Origin of the sequence: Modicisalibacter ilicicola DSM 19980, assembly GCF_900128925.1 — a bacterium.
Classification (GTDB): Bacteria; Pseudomonadota; Gammaproteobacteria; order Pseudomonadales; family Halomonadaceae; genus Modicisalibacter; species Modicisalibacter ilicicola.
Map to the genome: position 1 here is coordinate 76,386 of NZ_FQUJ01000005.1, position 16,147 is coordinate 92,532.

General features: G+C 63.4%; 17 protein-coding genes. 10 read left to right on the top strand and 7 right to left on the bottom strand.

What is annotated here, in order from left to right; translation table 11 throughout:
* Nucleotides 1-15: 15 nt before the first annotated feature.
* The gene (gene miaB / locus BUA41_RS06465; protein WP_072820970.1) at nucleotides 16-1,359 is read right to left on the bottom strand and encodes a tRNA (N6-isopentenyl adenosine(37)-C2)-methylthiotransferase MiaB; all 1,344 of its coding nucleotides are present in this window, start codon (nucleotides 1,357-1,359) and stop codon (nucleotides 16-18) included.
* Between the two features lie 231 nt (nucleotides 1,360-1,590).
* Here miaB and BUA41_RS06470 point away from each other — a divergent pair, with 231 nt between their 5' ends.
* From BUA41_RS06470 to BUA41_RS06480, 3 genes are all read left to right on the top strand, one after another.
* Nucleotides 1,591-1,920, top strand: coding sequence for a DUF1820 family protein (locus BUA41_RS06470; protein ID WP_072820972.1), 330 nt, complete (start codon nucleotides 1,591-1,593; stop codon nucleotides 1,918-1,920).
* A 145-nt stretch (nucleotides 1,921-2,065) separates the two neighbouring features.
* The gene (locus BUA41_RS06475; protein WP_072820974.1) at nucleotides 2,066-2,689 is read left to right on the top strand and encodes a TIGR04211 family SH3 domain-containing protein; all 624 of its coding nucleotides are present in this window, start codon (nucleotides 2,066-2,068) and stop codon (nucleotides 2,687-2,689) included.
* A gap of 16 nt (nucleotides 2,690-2,705) precedes the next feature.
* On the top strand, nucleotides 2,706-3,344 hold the full coding sequence (locus BUA41_RS06480; protein WP_072820976.1) for a class I SAM-dependent methyltransferase: 639 nt from the start codon (nucleotides 2,706-2,708) through the stop codon (nucleotides 3,342-3,344).
* A 61-nt stretch (nucleotides 3,345-3,405) separates the two neighbouring features.
* On the opposite strand, the gene BUA41_RS06485 is transcribed toward BUA41_RS06480, so the two are convergent.
* The 6 genes from BUA41_RS06485 to ggt form a co-directional block, all read right to left on the bottom strand.
* Complete coding sequence (locus BUA41_RS06485) at nucleotides 3,406-3,999, bottom strand: YajG family lipoprotein (RefSeq protein WP_072820978.1); 594 nt, start codon at nucleotides 3,997-3,999, stop codon at nucleotides 3,406-3,408.
* A 102-nt stretch (nucleotides 4,000-4,101) separates the two neighbouring features.
* A complete protein-coding gene (locus tag BUA41_RS06490) occupies nucleotides 4,102-5,193 on the bottom strand; it encodes a sulfate/molybdate ABC transporter ATP-binding protein (RefSeq protein WP_072820980.1) in 1,092 nt (363 codons plus the stop codon).
* Entirely contained in the window at nucleotides 5,190-6,017 is an 828-nt protein-coding gene (cysW, locus tag BUA41_RS06495; protein ID WP_072820982.1) for a sulfate ABC transporter permease subunit CysW, read from the bottom strand. Before cysW ends, BUA41_RS06490 begins: the two co-directional genes overlap by 4 nt.
* Complete coding sequence (cysT, locus tag BUA41_RS06500) at nucleotides 6,017-6,832, bottom strand: sulfate ABC transporter permease subunit CysT (protein WP_245791866.1); 816 nt, start codon at nucleotides 6,830-6,832, stop codon at nucleotides 6,017-6,019. The genes cysW and cysT overlap by 1 nt, the downstream gene beginning before the upstream one ends.
* A gap of 181 nt (nucleotides 6,833-7,013) precedes the next feature.
* A complete protein-coding gene (gene cysP, locus BUA41_RS06505; protein WP_072820984.1) occupies nucleotides 7,014-8,036 on the bottom strand; it encodes a thiosulfate ABC transporter substrate-binding protein CysP in 1,023 nt (340 codons plus the stop codon).
* A gap of 215 nt (nucleotides 8,037-8,251) precedes the next feature.
* A complete protein-coding gene (gene ggt, locus BUA41_RS06510; protein WP_072820986.1) occupies nucleotides 8,252-9,994 on the bottom strand; it encodes a gamma-glutamyltransferase in 1,743 nt (580 codons plus the stop codon).
* Between the two features lie 146 nt (nucleotides 9,995-10,140).
* On the opposite strand from ggt, the gene rpe reads away from it, so the two are divergent.
* The 7 genes from rpe (at nucleotide 10,141) to BUA41_RS06545 (ending at nucleotide 16,142) form a co-directional block, all read left to right on the top strand.
* Entirely contained in the window at nucleotides 10,141-10,842 is a 702-nt protein-coding gene (gene rpe, locus BUA41_RS06515; protein WP_072820988.1) for a ribulose-phosphate 3-epimerase, read from the top strand.
* Complete coding sequence (locus BUA41_RS06520; RefSeq protein ID WP_072820990.1) at nucleotides 10,835-11,140, top strand: GIY-YIG nuclease family protein; 306 nt, start codon at nucleotides 10,835-10,837, stop codon at nucleotides 11,138-11,140. The genes rpe and BUA41_RS06520 overlap by 8 nt, the downstream gene beginning before the upstream one ends.
* A gap of 96 nt (nucleotides 11,141-11,236) precedes the next feature.
* Nucleotides 11,237-12,505 carry a PQQ-dependent sugar dehydrogenase gene (locus tag BUA41_RS06525; RefSeq protein ID WP_084671237.1) on the top strand — a complete coding sequence of 423 codons (1,269 nt, stop codon included), beginning with the start codon at nucleotides 11,237-11,239 and terminating at the stop codon, nucleotides 12,503-12,505.
* A 72-nt stretch (nucleotides 12,506-12,577) separates the two neighbouring features.
* Complete coding sequence (locus BUA41_RS06530) at nucleotides 12,578-12,910, top strand: c-type cytochrome (RefSeq protein WP_072820994.1); 333 nt, start codon at nucleotides 12,578-12,580, stop codon at nucleotides 12,908-12,910.
* A gap of 198 nt (nucleotides 12,911-13,108) precedes the next feature.
* Entirely contained in the window at nucleotides 13,109-13,774 is a 666-nt protein-coding gene (locus tag BUA41_RS06535) for a phosphoglycolate phosphatase (RefSeq protein ID WP_072820996.1), read from the top strand.
* 228 nt (nucleotides 13,775-14,002) lie between these two features.
* Entirely contained in the window at nucleotides 14,003-15,490 is a 1,488-nt protein-coding gene (gene trpE, locus BUA41_RS06540) for an anthranilate synthase component I (RefSeq protein ID WP_072821339.1), read from the top strand.
* Nucleotides 15,491-15,551: 61 nt separating this feature from the next.
* Nucleotides 15,552-16,142 (top strand): anthranilate synthase component II, encoded by a 591-nt coding sequence (locus BUA41_RS06545; RefSeq protein ID WP_072820998.1) that lies wholly within the window; start codon nucleotides 15,552-15,554, stop codon nucleotides 16,140-16,142.
* Nucleotides 16,143-16,147 lie beyond the last annotated feature (5 nt).

Here is a 16,147-nt window from a genome sequence, read left to right on the forward strand (position 1 = left end):
TCGCCTGGCGGTGTACTAGTAAAGCGCCGGAGAGGCCAGTTCACCGCGCAGCGAGTTCGGCAGCGCCTCGGTGATCTCGACATCGGCGAAGGCGCCGATCAGTTCGGTCGGATTGGCCGCGCGGAAGTTCACCACCCGGTTGTTCTCGGTACGTCCCGAAAGCTGTCCCGGGTCCTTGGGCGAGAATCCCGTCACCAGGATGCGCTGGGTGGTGCCGACCATGCGCCGGCTGATCTGCATGGCGTTCTGGTTGATGCGTTCCTGGAGGATCGCCAGACGGTGCTTCTTGACCGACTCCGGCGTCTCGTCCTCGAGGTTGGCCGCCGGGGTGCCGGGACGTGCCGAATAGACGAAGCTGAAGGAGACATCGAAGCCGATGCGATGGATCAGGTCCATGGTCGCTTCGAAGTCGGCATCGGTCTCGCCGGGGAAGCCCACGATGAAGTCCGAGGAGAAGCTGATATCCGGGCGCAGCGCGCGGATGCGCTCCATCTTGTCGATGTATTCCTGCGCCGTATGGCCGCGCTTCATGGCGGTCAGGATGCGATCGGAACCGGACTGCACCGGCAGGTGCAGGTGGCTGACCAGCTCGGGGATCTCGCCGAACGCCTCGATCAGGCTGTCGGAGAACTCCACCGGGTGCGAGGTGGTGAAGCGAATGCGGTCGATGCCCTCCACCGCGGCCACGCAACCGATCAATTCGGCCAGGTCGATCTCGTCGCCAAGCTGGTTCTCGCCACGGTAGGCGTTGACGTTCTGGCCCAGCAGGTTGATTTCCCGGACCCCTTGCTCGGCCAGGTGGATGACCTCGTCCATCACCGCCTCGAAGGGTCGCGAGACCTCCTCGCCCCGGGTATAGGGCACCACGCAGAAGCTGCAATATTTCGAGCAGCCCTCCATGATCGACACGAAGGCGGTGGCCCCATCGGAGCTCGGCTTGGGCAGGTGGTCGAACTTCTCGATCTCGGGAAAGGTGACATCCACCACGGAGATCTGGTCGGCGCGCCGTGAATCGAGCATCGCGGGCACCCGGTGCAGGGTCTGGGGGCCAAATACCATGTCGACGTGCGGGGCGCGCTTACGAAGGTTCTCGCCTTCCTGGCTGGCCACGCAGCCGCCCACGCCGATCACCAGGTCGGGGTTGTGCTCCTTGAGCTTCTTCCAGCGCCCGAGTTGGTGAAAGACCTTCTCCTGGGCCTTCTCGCGAATCGAGCAAGTGTTGAGCAGGATGACGTCGGCATCGCGTTCATCATCGGTCAGCTCCAGCTGGTGAGATTCGCCGAGCAGATCCGCCATGCGGGCAGAGTCGTACTCGTTCATCTGGCAACCGTGAGTCTTGATGAAGAGTTTCTTCGTCATAGAGTGTCTCGGAGCGCCTGGCGCCCGATCTATCCGTAACGGGGGTGAGTGCGTGGCCGGAATGGCCTGAAAAGAATTCTGGAGCCAGTATTGTACGTATCGACCTCGAGGTTGGCCAGTGCCTCCACGACGCCCTTTGAAGCCGCGGTGGCTGTGATATTCTATGCCCTACTTGTCAGTAGGCACTAACACTTCGAGGTGGCGGTGCGCCACCTGCCAGAAAGGAGCGACATGGCATCCAAGCCGATTTATCGCGTGGTTTTTCATAACCAGGGCGAAATCTGGGAACTGTATGCGCGAGACATCTTCCAGAGCGACCTGTGGGGATTCATCGAGGTGGAAACCTTCGTCTTCGAGGACGCCTCGAAACTGGTGGTCGATCCTTCCAGCGAGAAACTGAGGCGGGTCTTCGAGGGAGTCCAGCGTAGCTACATTCCGCTCAATGCCATCGTCCGCATCGACGAAGTGGAGCGGGAGGGGACGCCCAAGGCGACGAAGGCCGAGGGCAAGGTGGCGGAGTTTCCTCGAGCGATGAGCTTTCCGCCGCGAGATGACACCTGAACGATCAAAAAATAACCAATTCGTGAACTTGCCGGTCAAGACGCCGTCTTGAAATATTTACGATGACCTTGTCCCAAGGCTTATCCACAGAAAGTGTGGATGGCTCTGCTGCTCGGGGCCTTCAAACGACATGACAACAGTAAAGATGCTTGATATCAGTAAGTTGATACCGATCATGCTGGCGTGTGCCTGGATCTCGAGCGCTCATGCCCAGGCCCAGGAGGAAGTGCAGGCGCGCTGGGTCGCCGATGACCTGGCCACCTACGTACGCAGTGGCCCCACCAACGAGTATCGCATCGTCGGCAGCCTGACCTCCGGCGAGCGGGTGACGGTCATCCAGACCCAGGGGAGTTATACCCAGGTACGCGATGAAAGCGGTGACGAGGTATGGATCGAAAGCGCCGATCTTCAAGAGGAGCGTAGCCTGGCCGAGCGTGTTCCCGACCTCAAGGAGAGGGTCGAGTCGCTGAATGCGCGACTCGAGCACCTCAATGCCGAATGGAAGCGGCGCCTGGCGATCATGACCGAAACCCTGGAACATCGTGAGACGCGTATCGACGAGCTGGAACGCCGCAATGCACGACTCGATGATCAAGCCAGCCAATCCCGGGAGAGGGTACGGGCGCTCCAGGCACGCCTGGACACCCAGGAAGAGGATCTCCTGATGCGTTACTTCATGTACGGTGGGGGCGTGGCCGGCGCCGGGCTGCTGGTGGGGTTGCTGGTGCCCCACGTGCCCCGGCGCAGAAAGCGCGACCGTTGGTTCTGATCACGAGGAATACGCGATGGCAAACGAATGGATCGAGCGCTGGCGCGAGGGCCGCATAGCGTTTCATCTTCCCGAGACCCACCCTCAGCTCGAGCGGCATTGGTCCGCGCTGGACATTCCTCCCGGTGACAAGGTACTGGTGCCGCTGTGCGGCAAGAGTCTGGACATGCGGTGGCTCGCCGACCGGGGGCATCCGGTGCTGGGCATCGAGTTCGCCAGCGAGGCCATCGAGCAGTTCGTGGCCGAGGGCGACGGTGAAGTGTCACGCTACCGGCAAGGCTATTTCGATGTCTGGCGTCAGGGCAGCGTGGAGATATGGTGTGGCGACTTCTTTCACCTGCACATCGACAACACCCGGGAAATCCAGGCGTTCTACGATCGTGCCGCCCTCATCGCGCTGCAGCACCCGGCACGCCAGCGTTATGCCTTCCACCTGGCCCAGTTGCTGCCGCCGGGGGCCAAGGGGCTGATGATCACCATCACCCGCAGCATCCTCCCGGAGAAAGGGCCGCCCTACAACGTCGAGCCCGAGGAGGTGCGCCAGCTGTTCACGCCCAATTTCGAACTCGAGTTGCTCGATGTGCTGCCCGCGGACGACCGCGGTTTCAGCGAACATGTCTGGTCGCTGGTCAGGCGCGGGCCGAGCGAAGGATAACCAGGGGAGAAACGCGGCGAGCCTCGGAATATCCGGGGCTCGCCTCATTGCGATGCCAGTATCAACGTGCCAGCAGGTTGCCGATCTGCGGGTCGTTGAAGGCGCGCTGGAGTGCCCGGCTCAACAGGTCGTTGACCATGGCCGTGTTGGCTTCGCGGTCGGGCTTCAAGGCATAGTCTTGCTGGCGCTTGGCGGTGTAGGTGCCGGTGTAGGTCATGCGGTCGTTGGTGGCCTCGGCCTGGAAGCGCGCCAGCAGCACGGCCTTGTCGAGCAACGGCTTGCCCTCCGCCTTCTGGTAGTTGAGGTCGGTCAGGGTCAGGGTCAGGCTGGGGCGGTCGGTGGCCGGTTCCGAGGTGGGGTTGAAGCCCATCTGCCTGAGCGCCATCTCGGACTGGTTCTGCAGCTTGGGCATCAGATCGTAGGCTTCGACGCTGATCACGGCGGTGGACATGGCGGCGCCGCTTCTCGTGCCGAGCACGTCGGACTCGCGCCCGTCGACGACGTTCAGGGTCACGCTCTGCCCGTTACCGACCCGAGAAAGGTTCTCGCCGACGCTGGGTTCTACCTGAAGATAATGTGGGCTCTGGGCACAGCCGGCCAATAGCAGCATGGCTGCGAACCATCCCAGAAAAATGGCTGCCTTCGAAATACGCATTCCCCGTTCTCCTTGTGTGATATGAAACTGCCACTCGATTGCGTTTCGAGCGGCAGTATAACGTCTAGAGGCTGGCGACGAGAAAGGGGCGGGCTTGAGACATCACGAGACGATCGCCGTCTGCTCGCCGCGGGTCGCTGCCTCGCCGAAGCGATGCCAACGCCGGGGTTCGACGAATAGGCGCTGGCCGCGCTTGATTCCGAGGCGCTCGAAGTCAGCATGGCGTAGCGTGGCAAGCCAGGGCTCCGGCAGCCAGTCGGCTACCAGCTCCACGCGCACCTCGGCGCCGACGGGCGAGGCAGCGGTGACGGTGACCGGCAGGCGCGCATGTGCGCTCGGTTGTTCGAGCAACTTGAGTTCATGAGGGCGCATCAGCAGCTCCTGAGGGCCATCGGGCAGTTCGACGGAAAGCCGCGCATCGCCGCAGGTCAGCTCGCCATCGCGTACGCTGCCCTCCAGGCGATTGACGTCACCCAGGAATTCGAAGACGAAGCGGTTGGCCGGCTGACGGTAGAGGGTGTCCGGGTCGTCGATCTGCTCAATGCGCCCGTTGCTCATCACCACCACCCGGTCGGAAAGCTCCAGGGCCTCTTCCTGGTCGTGGGTGACGAACACGCTGGTGAAGCCCAGTTCGTCATGCAGATGACGCAGCCAGCGGCGCAGGTCCTGGCGCACCTTGGCATCCAGGGCGCCGAAGGGCTCGTCGAGCAACAATACGTCGGGTTTGAGTGCCAGGGCACGCGCCAGGGAGACGCGCTGCTGCTGGCCGCCAGAGAGCTGCGCCGGATAGCGCTTGGCGAACTCCTCGAGGCGTACCATTTCCAGCAGCCGATTGACCCGGGCGCGAATCTCGCCGGTGGAGGGGCGCGAGCGGCGCGGCAGGGCGGTGAGGCCGAAGGCGACATTGTCGAACACGCTCATGTGCCGGAACAGCGCATAGTGCTGGAACACGAAGCCGATGCGTCGGTCGCGCACATGCACATTCGTCACATCGCGCTCGCCGAAATGGATCGCTCTCCCGGGCGTGCGGTCGGCCTGTTCGAGTCCGGCGATGATCCGCAGCAGCGTGGTCTTGCCGGAACCGGACGGCCCGAGCAGGCCGACCAGCTCGCCGTCGGCGATGTCCAGGTCCAGCGGTTCCAGCGCCATGCTGCGTCCGAAGGTCTTGGCGATATTCGTCAGGCGGATGCTCATCGGAATTGCTCCCGGCGCGTGGCGCGCCATTCAAGGCCAGCCTTGGCGGCCAGGGTGAACAGGGCGATCAGGGCCAGCAACGCGGCGGCGGTGAAGGCGCCGACGGTGTTGTAGTCCTGGTACAGCAGTTCGACATGCAACGGCAGGGTGTTGGTTTCCCCGCGAATCGAGCCCGAGACCACCGAGACGGCACCGAACTCGCCCACCGCCCGGGCATTGGTCAGGATCACGCCGTAGAGCAGCGCCCACTTGATGTTGGGCAGCGTGACCCGACGAAAGATCGTGAAGCCCGAAGCGCCCAGGGTCACCGCCGCTTCTTCCTCGCGAGCCCCTTGCGCCTGCATCAGCGGAATCAGCTCCCGGGCGACGAAGGGGCAGGTGACGAAGATGGTCACCAGCACGATGCCTGGCCAGGCGAACATCAGCTGGATGTCGTACTCGTCCAGCCAGCTGCCGATCCAGCCGTTGCTGCCGTAGAGCAGCAGGTAGATCAGCCCGGCCACCACCGGGGACACCGCGAAGGGGATGTCGATGAAGGTCTGCAGCAGGCGGCGGCCGGGAAAGCTGAAGCGCGTCACCAGCCAGGCCAGGAACACCCCGAACACGAGGTTCACCGGAATGGTCAGTGCCGCGACCAGAAGCGTCAGGCCGATCGCCGCCAGGGTGTAGTCGTCGCTCAGGTTGTTCCAGAAGACCGCCATACCCTCGGCGAGGGCCTGGGCAAAGATGGCGACCAGGGGCAGCAGCAGGAACAGCACCGACAGGACTATCGCAAGCCCGACCAGCAGGCGCCGCGTGCGGGGGGCATCGCCGATACGCTGCATCAGGATTCGCCTCCATGCAGGCGGCGGATGAAACGGCCCTGCCAGAGATTCAGCGCCAGCAGGAGCAGGAGCGATACCGCCAGTACGACCGAGGCGATGGCCGAGGCCCCCACGTAGTCGTACTCCTGCAGCTTGACGAAGATCATCAGCGAGGTGATTTCGGTTTCATAGGGCATGTTGCCGGCGATGAAGATCACTGCGCCGAATTCCCCCAGGGAGCGCACGAAGGCGAGCCCCGTGCCGGTGACCAGCGCTGGCCAGAGGTGCGGCAGGATCACCCGGCGAAAGGCCAGGCCGTCGCTGGCGCCCAGGGTCATCGCCGCCTCGTCGACCTCCCCGGGAAGATCCTCGAGTACCGGCTGCACCGTGCGTACCACGAAGGGAATGCTGGTGAAGGCCATGGCCAGGGCGATGCCGACCCAGGTATAGGCGATCTCGAGGCCCAACGGTTCGAGCAGCCTGCCCATGAAGCCGCTGCTCGAATACATGGTCGCCAGGGTGATGCCGGCGACCGCCGTGGGCAACGCGAAGGGCAGATCCATCAACGCGTCCAGCAGGCGTCGTCCCGGGAACTCGTAACGCACCAGCACCCAGGCCATCAGCAGCCCGAACAGGGCATTGACGATGGCGGCCACGGCTGCCGCACCGATGGTGATCATATAACTCGCGACCACGCGCCCCTCGGTGATGATCGCCCAGTACTCGGCCAGGCTGAGCCCCGCCAGCTGGCCAACCAGGCTGGTCATCGGCAGCAGCAGCACCAGAGACACGAATAATAGGGTGATGCCCAGGGAGAGGCCGAACCCTGGTAACACCCGAGCAGTTCGCCCGCGGGAGCCGCCTGCGCTCGGCCACACGGCGTTGAATGCCAGCTCAAAATGCTCATTTACTCGCATGTAAACTCCGCTTTTTCGCTGTCATTCGCCTGGTTTGACCATCGCTCGGCTGGCTTCGCGGGGAACTGACTGCCCCTGGTTACCAAGGAGGTGGAACATTTCATCGGCGCTGCAGCTGGTCCAGTTCACCGCCGCTGGCGAAGTGGGTATCCATGACCTGACCCCAGCTGCCGAACACGTCCTCGACGCGCAGCAGCTCGGTCTCGGGGAACTGCTCGGCGAACTCCCCCTGGACGGTCTCGTCGTTGACGCGATAGTTGAAACCGGCCAGCAGGCGCTGGGCTTCCTCGGTGTAGAGGTACTCCAGGTAGCCCCGGGCCAGGTCGGTATTGTCGTTGCGCTCGGCGTACTCCTCGACCACCGCCACCGGGAACTCGGCCAGGATGCTCACCGGCGGCACGACCACGTCGTAGTCGTCTTCGCCATACTCCTTGCTGATGTTGTTGACCTCGGATTCGAAGCTGATCAGCACGTCGCCGATGCCACGCTCGACGAAGGTGGTGGTGGCGCCGCGACCGCCGGTATCGAAGACCTTGACGTTGCCGAGGAACTCCTTCATGAACTCGCGGATCTGCTCCTGGTCGCCGTCGAATTCCCGATCGGCGTAGGCCCAGGCGGCCAGGTAGGTATAACGGCCGTTGCCCGAGGTCTTGGGGTTGGGGAAGACGATCTCGATATCGCCCTCGACCAGGTCGTCCCAGCTGTCGATTCCCTTCGGGTTGCCCTCGCGCACCAGGAACGCCGTGGTGGAGTAGTAGGGCGAGGCGTTGTTGGGGAACTGCTGCTGCCAGTCCTCGGCGACCAGCCCTTGCTCGGCGAGCACGTTGACGTCGGTGACCTGGTTGTAGGTCACCACGTCGGCGCGCAACCCCTGCATGATGGCGCGGGCCTGCTTGGAGGAACCGCCGTGGGACTGCTTTACCTCGATGCTTTCATCGTGCCGCTCTTCCCACCACGTGACGAACTCGGGGTTGATGGTGGCGAACAGCTCCCGGGCGATGTCGTAGGAGGAATTGAGCAGTTCGCGATCCGCGGCGAGAGTCGGCACGGCAAACCCGGCCGTCAGGCTCAGGGTGACGGCAGAGGCGATGGCGCGGCGGTGCAAGAATAACGAGAGAGTCATTGCGGCTCCATGGCAATTCAATTTGTTAGAAGGCTAAACCAGCATTTATGGAATGACAATCCTGTTTGTTATTCATTTTTGCAATAACGAGCGATAAGGATGCGCTATCACAGCGATGCTATTGGCTGTCGGCAAGAAAAGCCCCGGACAACCGGGGCGGGAGCGTCGAAGACGAGAATCAGAGAGGGAGCGAGACGGGCGCTTTCATGACCTCATCAAAGGCCCATGGCCGAGGAGGTGGAGCGTCTGGGGTCCGCACCGCCGTAGAAGATGCCATCCTCGATCATCAGTGACTGGGCGGCCCCCATCGCCTCCTGGCGGCTGACGGTATGACCGAGTGATTCGAGCAGGGCGATGGTGTCCGGGCTGATGCCCTGTTCGATGCGGATCTCGTCGGGGAGCCACTGGTGGTGGATGCGCGGTACGCTCACCGCGGTCTGGATGTTCATGTCGTGGTCGACGACGTTCATCAGCACCTGCAGCGTGGTGGTGATGATGCGCGAGCCGCCCGGGCTGCCGGTGACCAGGAAGTTCTTGCCGTCCTTCTTGACGATGGTCGGGGTCATCGACGACAGCATGCGCTTGTTGGGCTCGATCTTGTTGGCCTCGCCGCCGATCAGACCATAGGCGTTGGGCACGCCGGGCTTGGCCGAGAAGTCGTCCATCTCGTTGTTGAGCAGGAAACCCGCCCCCTCGACAACGATGCCCGAGCCGTAGCTGAAGTTGATGGTGTAGGTGTTCGATACCGCCATGCCGTTGCCGTCGGCGATCGAGAAGTGGGTGGTCTCGTTGGACTCGTAGGGCAGCGGGTTGCCCGGCGCGATGCTGTCGCTGGGCGTGGCCTCGTCCATCGAGATCTGGCTGCGCAATTCGTCGGCATAGCCCTCGGAGGTGATGCCCTCCAGGGGCACTTCGACGAAATCCGTGTCACCCAGGTACTCTGAGCGATCGGCATAGGCCCGCTTCATCGCCTCGGCCATCACATGGATGGTGTCGGCCGAATTGAAGCCCATATCGGCGATATCGTAGCCCTCGAGGATATTGAGCATCTGCACGATGTGTACCCCGCCGGAGGAGGGCGGGCTCATGGCGTAGACATCGTGGCCGCGATAGGTGCCGTGGCTCGGTTCGCGAATCGCCGGCTCGTAGTTGGCCAGGTCCTCGGCGGTCATCAGGGCGCCATTCCTTTCCATCTGAGCAGCGATCAGCTCGGCGGTCTTGCCTTCATAGAATTCCCGCGGGCCCTGCTCGGCGATGCGCTTCAAGGTCGCCGCCAGGTCCGGTTGGCGGAAGGTATCACCGACCTGGTACAGGCTGCCGTCCTCCTTGAAGAACTTCTTGCGCGAGCCTTCCCACTGCTCCAGGCGCTCGCGGGTGTCGCGAATGCCATCGACGAAGCGCTGGGGCAGCGTGAAGCCCTCTTCCGCCAGGCGAATCGCCGGAGCCAGCGCCTCGGCCAGGCTCAGGGTGCCGTACTCCTCGAGCGCCATGGCCAGGCCGGCCACGGTACCCGGCACCCCGGAAGCGTTATGGGTGTAACGCGACAACTCGGAAACCGCCTCGCCCTCGTCGTTCTGGAACATGGTTTCATAGGCCGCGGAAGGCGCCTTCTCGCGGTAGTCGATGGCGACGACCTCGCCGCTCTTCTCGTCCGATACCAGCATGAAGCCGCCACCGCCGATGTTGCCCGAGCGCGGCTGGGTCACGGCCAGGGCGAACCCGGCAGTGACCGCGGCGTCCACCGCGTTGCCGCCCTCGGCCAGCACGTCCCGAGCGACCTGGGAGGCCAGGAAGTGACTGGTCGCGACCATCCCCCGGGTACTGACTTCGGGATGAAAGCGTTCGCCTTCGAGGATGGCCTGCTGGGCGAGGGTGGGGGCCGAGACGGCGAAGGTCAGTGCACCGGCACTTAGCAAGGCCGTCAGGCATCGCCGGCGTGGCAGAAGGGCGAGAGTCATGATCGTCTCCAGAGTCGAGATGTTGTTGTGTTAGCCATTTCTCAATATCGACGCAGAATCCGGGATGCGCAAATGGCCGACCCCGACAGGGCGTGTCGATTAGGCTAGAATGGCGCTCACCTGTTTCGTGGAACCGTAGCGTGCTCATGTCCGACTTCAAGATTGCCCCTTCGATTCTCTCCGCCGATTTCGCCCGCCTGGGTCAGGAGGTCGAGGACGTCCTCGCCTCCGGTGCCGACATCGTGCATTTCGACGTGATGGACAACCATTATGTGCCCAACCTGACCATCGGCCCGATGGTCTGCGAAGCATTGCGCAAGTACGGGATAACCGCGCCCATCGACGCGCATCTGATGGTCAAGCCGGTGGATCGTCTGATCGGTGACTTCATCGACGCCGGCGCCAGCTACATCACCTTTCACCCCGAAGCCTCGGAGCATATCGACCGCTCCCTGCAGTTGATCCGCGACGGCGGCGTCAAGGCCGGGCTGGTGTTCAATCCCGCCACGCCCCTGACCTATCTCGACCATGTGATGGACAAGGTCGACATGGTCCTGCTGATGAGCGTCAACCCCGGTTTCGGGGGGCAATCCTTCCTGCCCGGCACCCTGGACAAGCTGCGTGACGTTCGTCGCCGCATCGACGCGAGCGGGCAGGATATCCGCCTGGAGATCGATGGCGGGGTCAAGATCGACAACATCGCCGAGATCGCCCGGGCCGGCGCGGATACCTTCGTCGCCGGTTCGGCGGTCTTCAAGGGCCGCCGCGAGGAGGACCCGCACCGTTACGACAGCGTGATTCGCGCGTTTCGCGACGCACTGGCCACGGTACACGAGCACCATGCGTGAGCCCTCGGCGGAGGTGTTGGCAGTCGAGGAAGAGGGAGGTGTTGCACCCTGCTGGCATCTCTATCTGATCGAGACGGCGGCCGGCGCCCTCTATACCGGTATCACCACGAATGTCGAGCGGCGTTTCGACGAGCATCGAAGCGGCAAGCGCGGCGCCCGGGCGCTGCGCGGCAAGGGACCATTGCGCTTGATCCATCACCAGCCGGTCGGTAGCCGCAGCGAGGCACTGAAGCTGGAAGCATGGCTCAAGAAACAGTCGGCGCCGGCCAAGCGTGACTGGCTCGAGGGGCAGCGCTGAGCCCCACGCAACAATGGCCTTGACGTATCAAGGGGCGCTGTCTGTACTCGTTGTAGGCCGGTGTCGGTAGGGTGCCGGTAACAACGGAGAACAACAATGAAAAGCAGAATCTTGCCAGCGGGTTTCGCCGTCGGTGTAATGCTCTTTCCCCTGGCCCATGCCCAGACCGATGACACCCTCGAGAAACTCGGCAACTTCCAGACCACGGGCGAGACCGAGTTCACCGTCATCGACCAGGACAGCCCCAGCGCCGATGCGATCCGCAAGACCCTGGAGCGCATCAAGCTCCCCCGGGGCTTCACCATCGATCTCTACGCCCTCGTTCCCGATGCACGCCACATGGCAGTCGGCCCCCAGGGAGTCGTCATCTTCGTCGGCACCCGCAAGACCGAGGTCTGGGCCGTCACCGACCGCGACAAGAATCGCGTCGCCGACGAGGTCAAGAACTTCGCGCCGTCGCTCGCCAAGTCGATTCCCAACGGCCCCTGCTTCTCGCCGGCGGGGGTGCTCTACATTGCCGAACAGAATCGGGTGCTGGCCTATCCGGCGGCGGAGTTCTTCTACGAAAGCCCGGATGTGGTTGCCGAGCCGGTCATTCCCGGCGGCGAGTTGATTCCCGAAGAGTTCGTCAGCTACAACCATACTGCCCGGGTCTGCGACGTCGGCCCGGACGGCAAGCTCTATATCTCGCTGGGCCAGCCCTACAACGTCGCCCCGAAGGAGCATCTCGAGGTCTTCTCCGAATATGGCATCGGCGGCATCATCCGGGTCAACCAGGACGGCAGCGAGCGCGAGGTCTATACCCGAGGCGTCCGCAACTCGGTCGGTCACGACTTCCACCCCGGGACGGGCAACCTGTGGTTTACCGACAATCAGGTGGACGGCATGGGCGACGACATCCCGCCCGGTGAAATCAATCGCCAGACCGAAATGGGCCAGCACTTCGGCCATCCCTGGTTCGGTGGCGGCGAGGTGCGCACCAACGAATACAAGGGCGAGGAAGTGCCCGTCGAGGTGGTGCATCCGGTGGCCGAAACGGTGGCCCACGCCGCGGATCTGGGCATGGTGTTCTACACCGGCAAGATGTTCCCCGAAAAGTACCGGGGCGGCATCTTCAACGCGCAGCACGGCTCCTGGAACCGTACCGAGCCCGTCGGCGCGCGGGTGATGTTTACCCCGGTCGATGCGGAAGGCAACGTCACCGGCGAGACGGTGCCCTTCGCCGAGGGCTGGCTCGACGAGAATGGCGAATACCTCGGTCGTCCGGTGGATGTCGCGCAGTTGCGCGACGGCTCGCTTCTGGTCTCCGACGATCTCGCCGGGGCGGTCTATCGCATCGCCTACACTGGTTCGTCTGCTCAGTAGGCACGCAGCGCTTTACTCCTGTCGGCAGGCGTCTACCGCCTGCCTGCTTCTGTAGTGCGGCGAGGAAACGGCATGCCATTTTCCCTTCCGGCCATCGCTCTTGTCGTCGCTAGCGGTCTGGCGCTGGCGACCAGTGCTCAAGGGGCCGATCCCGACGCCGGTCGCAAGCTGGCACGTCAGTGCCAGACCTGTCATGGCCTGGACGGCATCGCGACGATCCCGATCGCACCGCACCTGGCGGGCGAGAGCCAGATCTATCTCGAGACACAACTCAAGGCGTTTCGCAGCGGCAAGCGCGAGCACGAGATCATGTCGGTGGTGGCCAAGGGCTTGAGCGACGAGGATATCGCCAATCTTGCCGCCTGGTATGCGTCGATACGGATCACCGCCACCATGCCGGACTAGGGAACCACTGCATAAATGCCTGCACGGGCTCTGCGTCCCCAACGAATCTTGGCACCATCCACCTCGCGCTGCATTTCGTTCGGCAATTCATTCAGCGACTCCCGAGTGAATCGATAGCCTGTTTTTTCCTGTTCGTGCAGGCATAATTCATGGCTTTGTTATTGCAATGCCGCACTCTTGCTCTGCAGTGGAGAAGTCATGTTGCCGTGTCTCGACGCCATTTGCCTCGTCGCCTTCGATCTGGATGGCACCCTGATCGATTCCGTGCCGGATATTGCCGTGGCGGTGGACGCCATGCTTGAAGACGCTGGCTTGCCAACGGCCGGTGTCGCCCGGGTTCGCGACTGGGTCGGCAACGGCTCGCGCAAGCTGGTCGAGCGGGCACTCGCGTTCGCCACGGGCAGCGTGCCGGGGGATCAGATGCTGAATGACGCCCATGAGGCGTTTCTCAGACATTACGGTCGGGCACCCTGCGCACGGACCCGAGTCTATCCGGGGGTGAGGGAGGCCTTGACGGCCTTGCGCGAGCGTGAGCTGGTGCTGGTGGTGATCACCAACAAGCCCCACGCCTTCGTCGCGCCGATTCTCGAGGCTCTGGGGCTCGCTGGCTATTTCGATCTGACCCTGGGCGGCGACTCGCTGCCGCAGAAGAAGCCCGACCCCGCGCCGCTGCTGCATGTCGCCGAACGTTTCGGCATCGCGCCACGGCACTGCCTGATGGTCGGCGATTCCCGCCATGACATCGAGGCCGCGCGACGGGCCGGATTCCATGCCCTGGCAGTTCCCTACGGCTATAACCATGGCGAGCCGATCAGCGACAGCCAACCGGATGCGGTGGTTGAATCGCTCGGGGAACTCGTTTAGGGTTGTTGAATATCACTATAAACGACGACAAATCAATAAAATTCAGCAATAACGGACGCATCATGACGCTGGATACCCGCCTTTTCTCTCAGGTTTCCCAGGACAGCGCCACGCTTGCTCGCGCCGTCAAGCGCTGGCGATGGTGACACCGCAGTAGTCACGCGCCGAGCGTGACTGTGCGACACTGACACCTTTACTCGATACATCCTGAAGGAATCACCGGGCATGATGACCTCCGAACGCTTCGCCGAGCTGGCGCAGGCAGGCTTCAATCGCATCCCTGTCACCCGGGACGTGCTGGCCGATCTGGATACACCGCTTTCCACCTACCTCAAGCTGGCCGACGCGCCCTGGACCTTCCTGCTCGAGTCCGTGCAGGGGGGCGAGAAGTGGGGCCGTTACTCGATCATCGGCCTGCCGTGCCGCGAGCGCATCGAAGTGCGCGGCGACGAGGTTCGACACATCGTCGATGGCGAGCAATCCGGTGTCACCCAGGTGGATGACCCCCTGGCCTGGATCGAGCAGTTCCAGACTCGCTTCAAGGTACCGCGTCTCGACGACCAGCCGCGCTTCGATGGCGGGTTGGTGGGCTATTTCGGCTACGACACCATCCGCTACATCGAACCGCGGTTGCGAGGTGTGGAGAAGCCCGATCCCATCGGCGTGCCGGATATCCTGCTGATGGTCAGCGACGAGTTCGTGGTATTCGACAATCTCTCGGGGCGACTGACGCTGTGGACCCATGCCGACCCCGCCGAAGTGCGGGCCTTCGAACGGGCCATCGAGCGTCTCGAGTCCCTCGAAGAGACATTGCGCGGCGCTACGCTGAAGTCGGCGAGTCCGGGAAGCGGCGCCGCCGCGGTGGAAGAGGGGCACTTCACCTCGGGGTTCACCGAGCAAGGCTTCAAGAGCGCCGTGGAGACCATCAAGGAGTACGTGCTGGCCGGCGACGTCATGCAGTGCGTGCCGTCGCAGCGCATGTCGATCCCGTTCCGGGCGCCGCCGCTCGATCTCTACCGGGCCCTGCGCAGTCTCAATCCGTCGCCCTACATGTTCTTCCTGAATCTCGACGACCATCAGGTAGTGGGGTCGTCTCCGGAAATCCTTACCCGGCTCGAGGAGGGCGAGGTCACGGTGCGCCCCATCGCCGGAACCCGCAAGCGGGGTCACACCGAGGAAGAAGACAGGGCGCTCGAGGCCGAGCTGCTGGCGGACCCCAAGGAGATCGCCGAGCATGTCATGCTGATCGACCTGGGGCGCAACGACGTGGGTCGTATCAGCGAGGCCGGCACGGTCAAGGTCACCGACCACATGGCCGTCGAGCGTTATTCCCACGTCATGCATATCGTCTCCAACGTCACCGGGCGCCTGTCGCCCGGGTTCTCGGCGATGGACGTGCTGCGGGCGACCTTTCCCGCCGGAACCCTCTCCGGGGCACCGAAGATTCGCGCCATGCAGATCATCGACGAGCTGGAGCCGGTCAAGCGCGGCGTCTACTCCGGCGCGGTGGGGTATCTCTCCTGGCACGGCAACATGGATACCGCCATCGCCATTCGCACCGCGGTGATCAAGGATGGCGAGCTGCATGTCCAGGCCGGTGCCGGGGTCGTCGCCGACTCGGTGCCCGAACTCGAATGGCAGGAGACCCTGAACAAGGGGCGGGCGCTGTTCCGTGCCGTGGCCATGGCCGAACGCGGCCTGGACAACCTCGAATGATCCTGCCAATCCCTGATGTCAGCGCATGGGCCAGCCCGTGCGTGTGCCGGAGTGAGTCCTGATGTCCGTGTTGATGATCGACAACTACGACAGCTTTACCTTCAATATCGTGCAGTACCTGGCGGAACTGGGCGCCGAGGTTGAGACCTATCGCAACGATGCGCTGTCGCTGGCCGATATCGAGGCCCTGGCGCCCAGCCATATCGTGATCTCCCCGGGGCCCTGCACGCCCAACGAGGCGGGCATTTCCCTGGATGTGATCCGTCATTTCGCCGGCAAGGTGCCGATCCTGGGGGTCTGCCTCGGCCACCAGGCGATCGGCCAGGTGTTCGGTGGTCGGGTGGTACGTGCGCCCCGGGTGATGCACGGCAAGACTTCTCGGGTGCATCATCGGGGCGAGGGGGTCTTCGTCGGCCTCGAGAACCCGCTGGAAGTGACCCGCTATCATTCCCTGGTCGTCGACACCGAGAGTCTGCCCCAGGAGCTCGAGGTCACCGCCTGGGTGGGGGACGAGGATGTCACCCCCGGGGTGATCATGGGCTTGCGTCATCGTACCCTGGACATCGAGGGGGTACAGTTTCATCCCGAGTCGATCCTGACGCGCCAGGGGCATGCGCTACTGGGCAACTTCCTCGCGCGGCGGCGTGCTTGACCGCC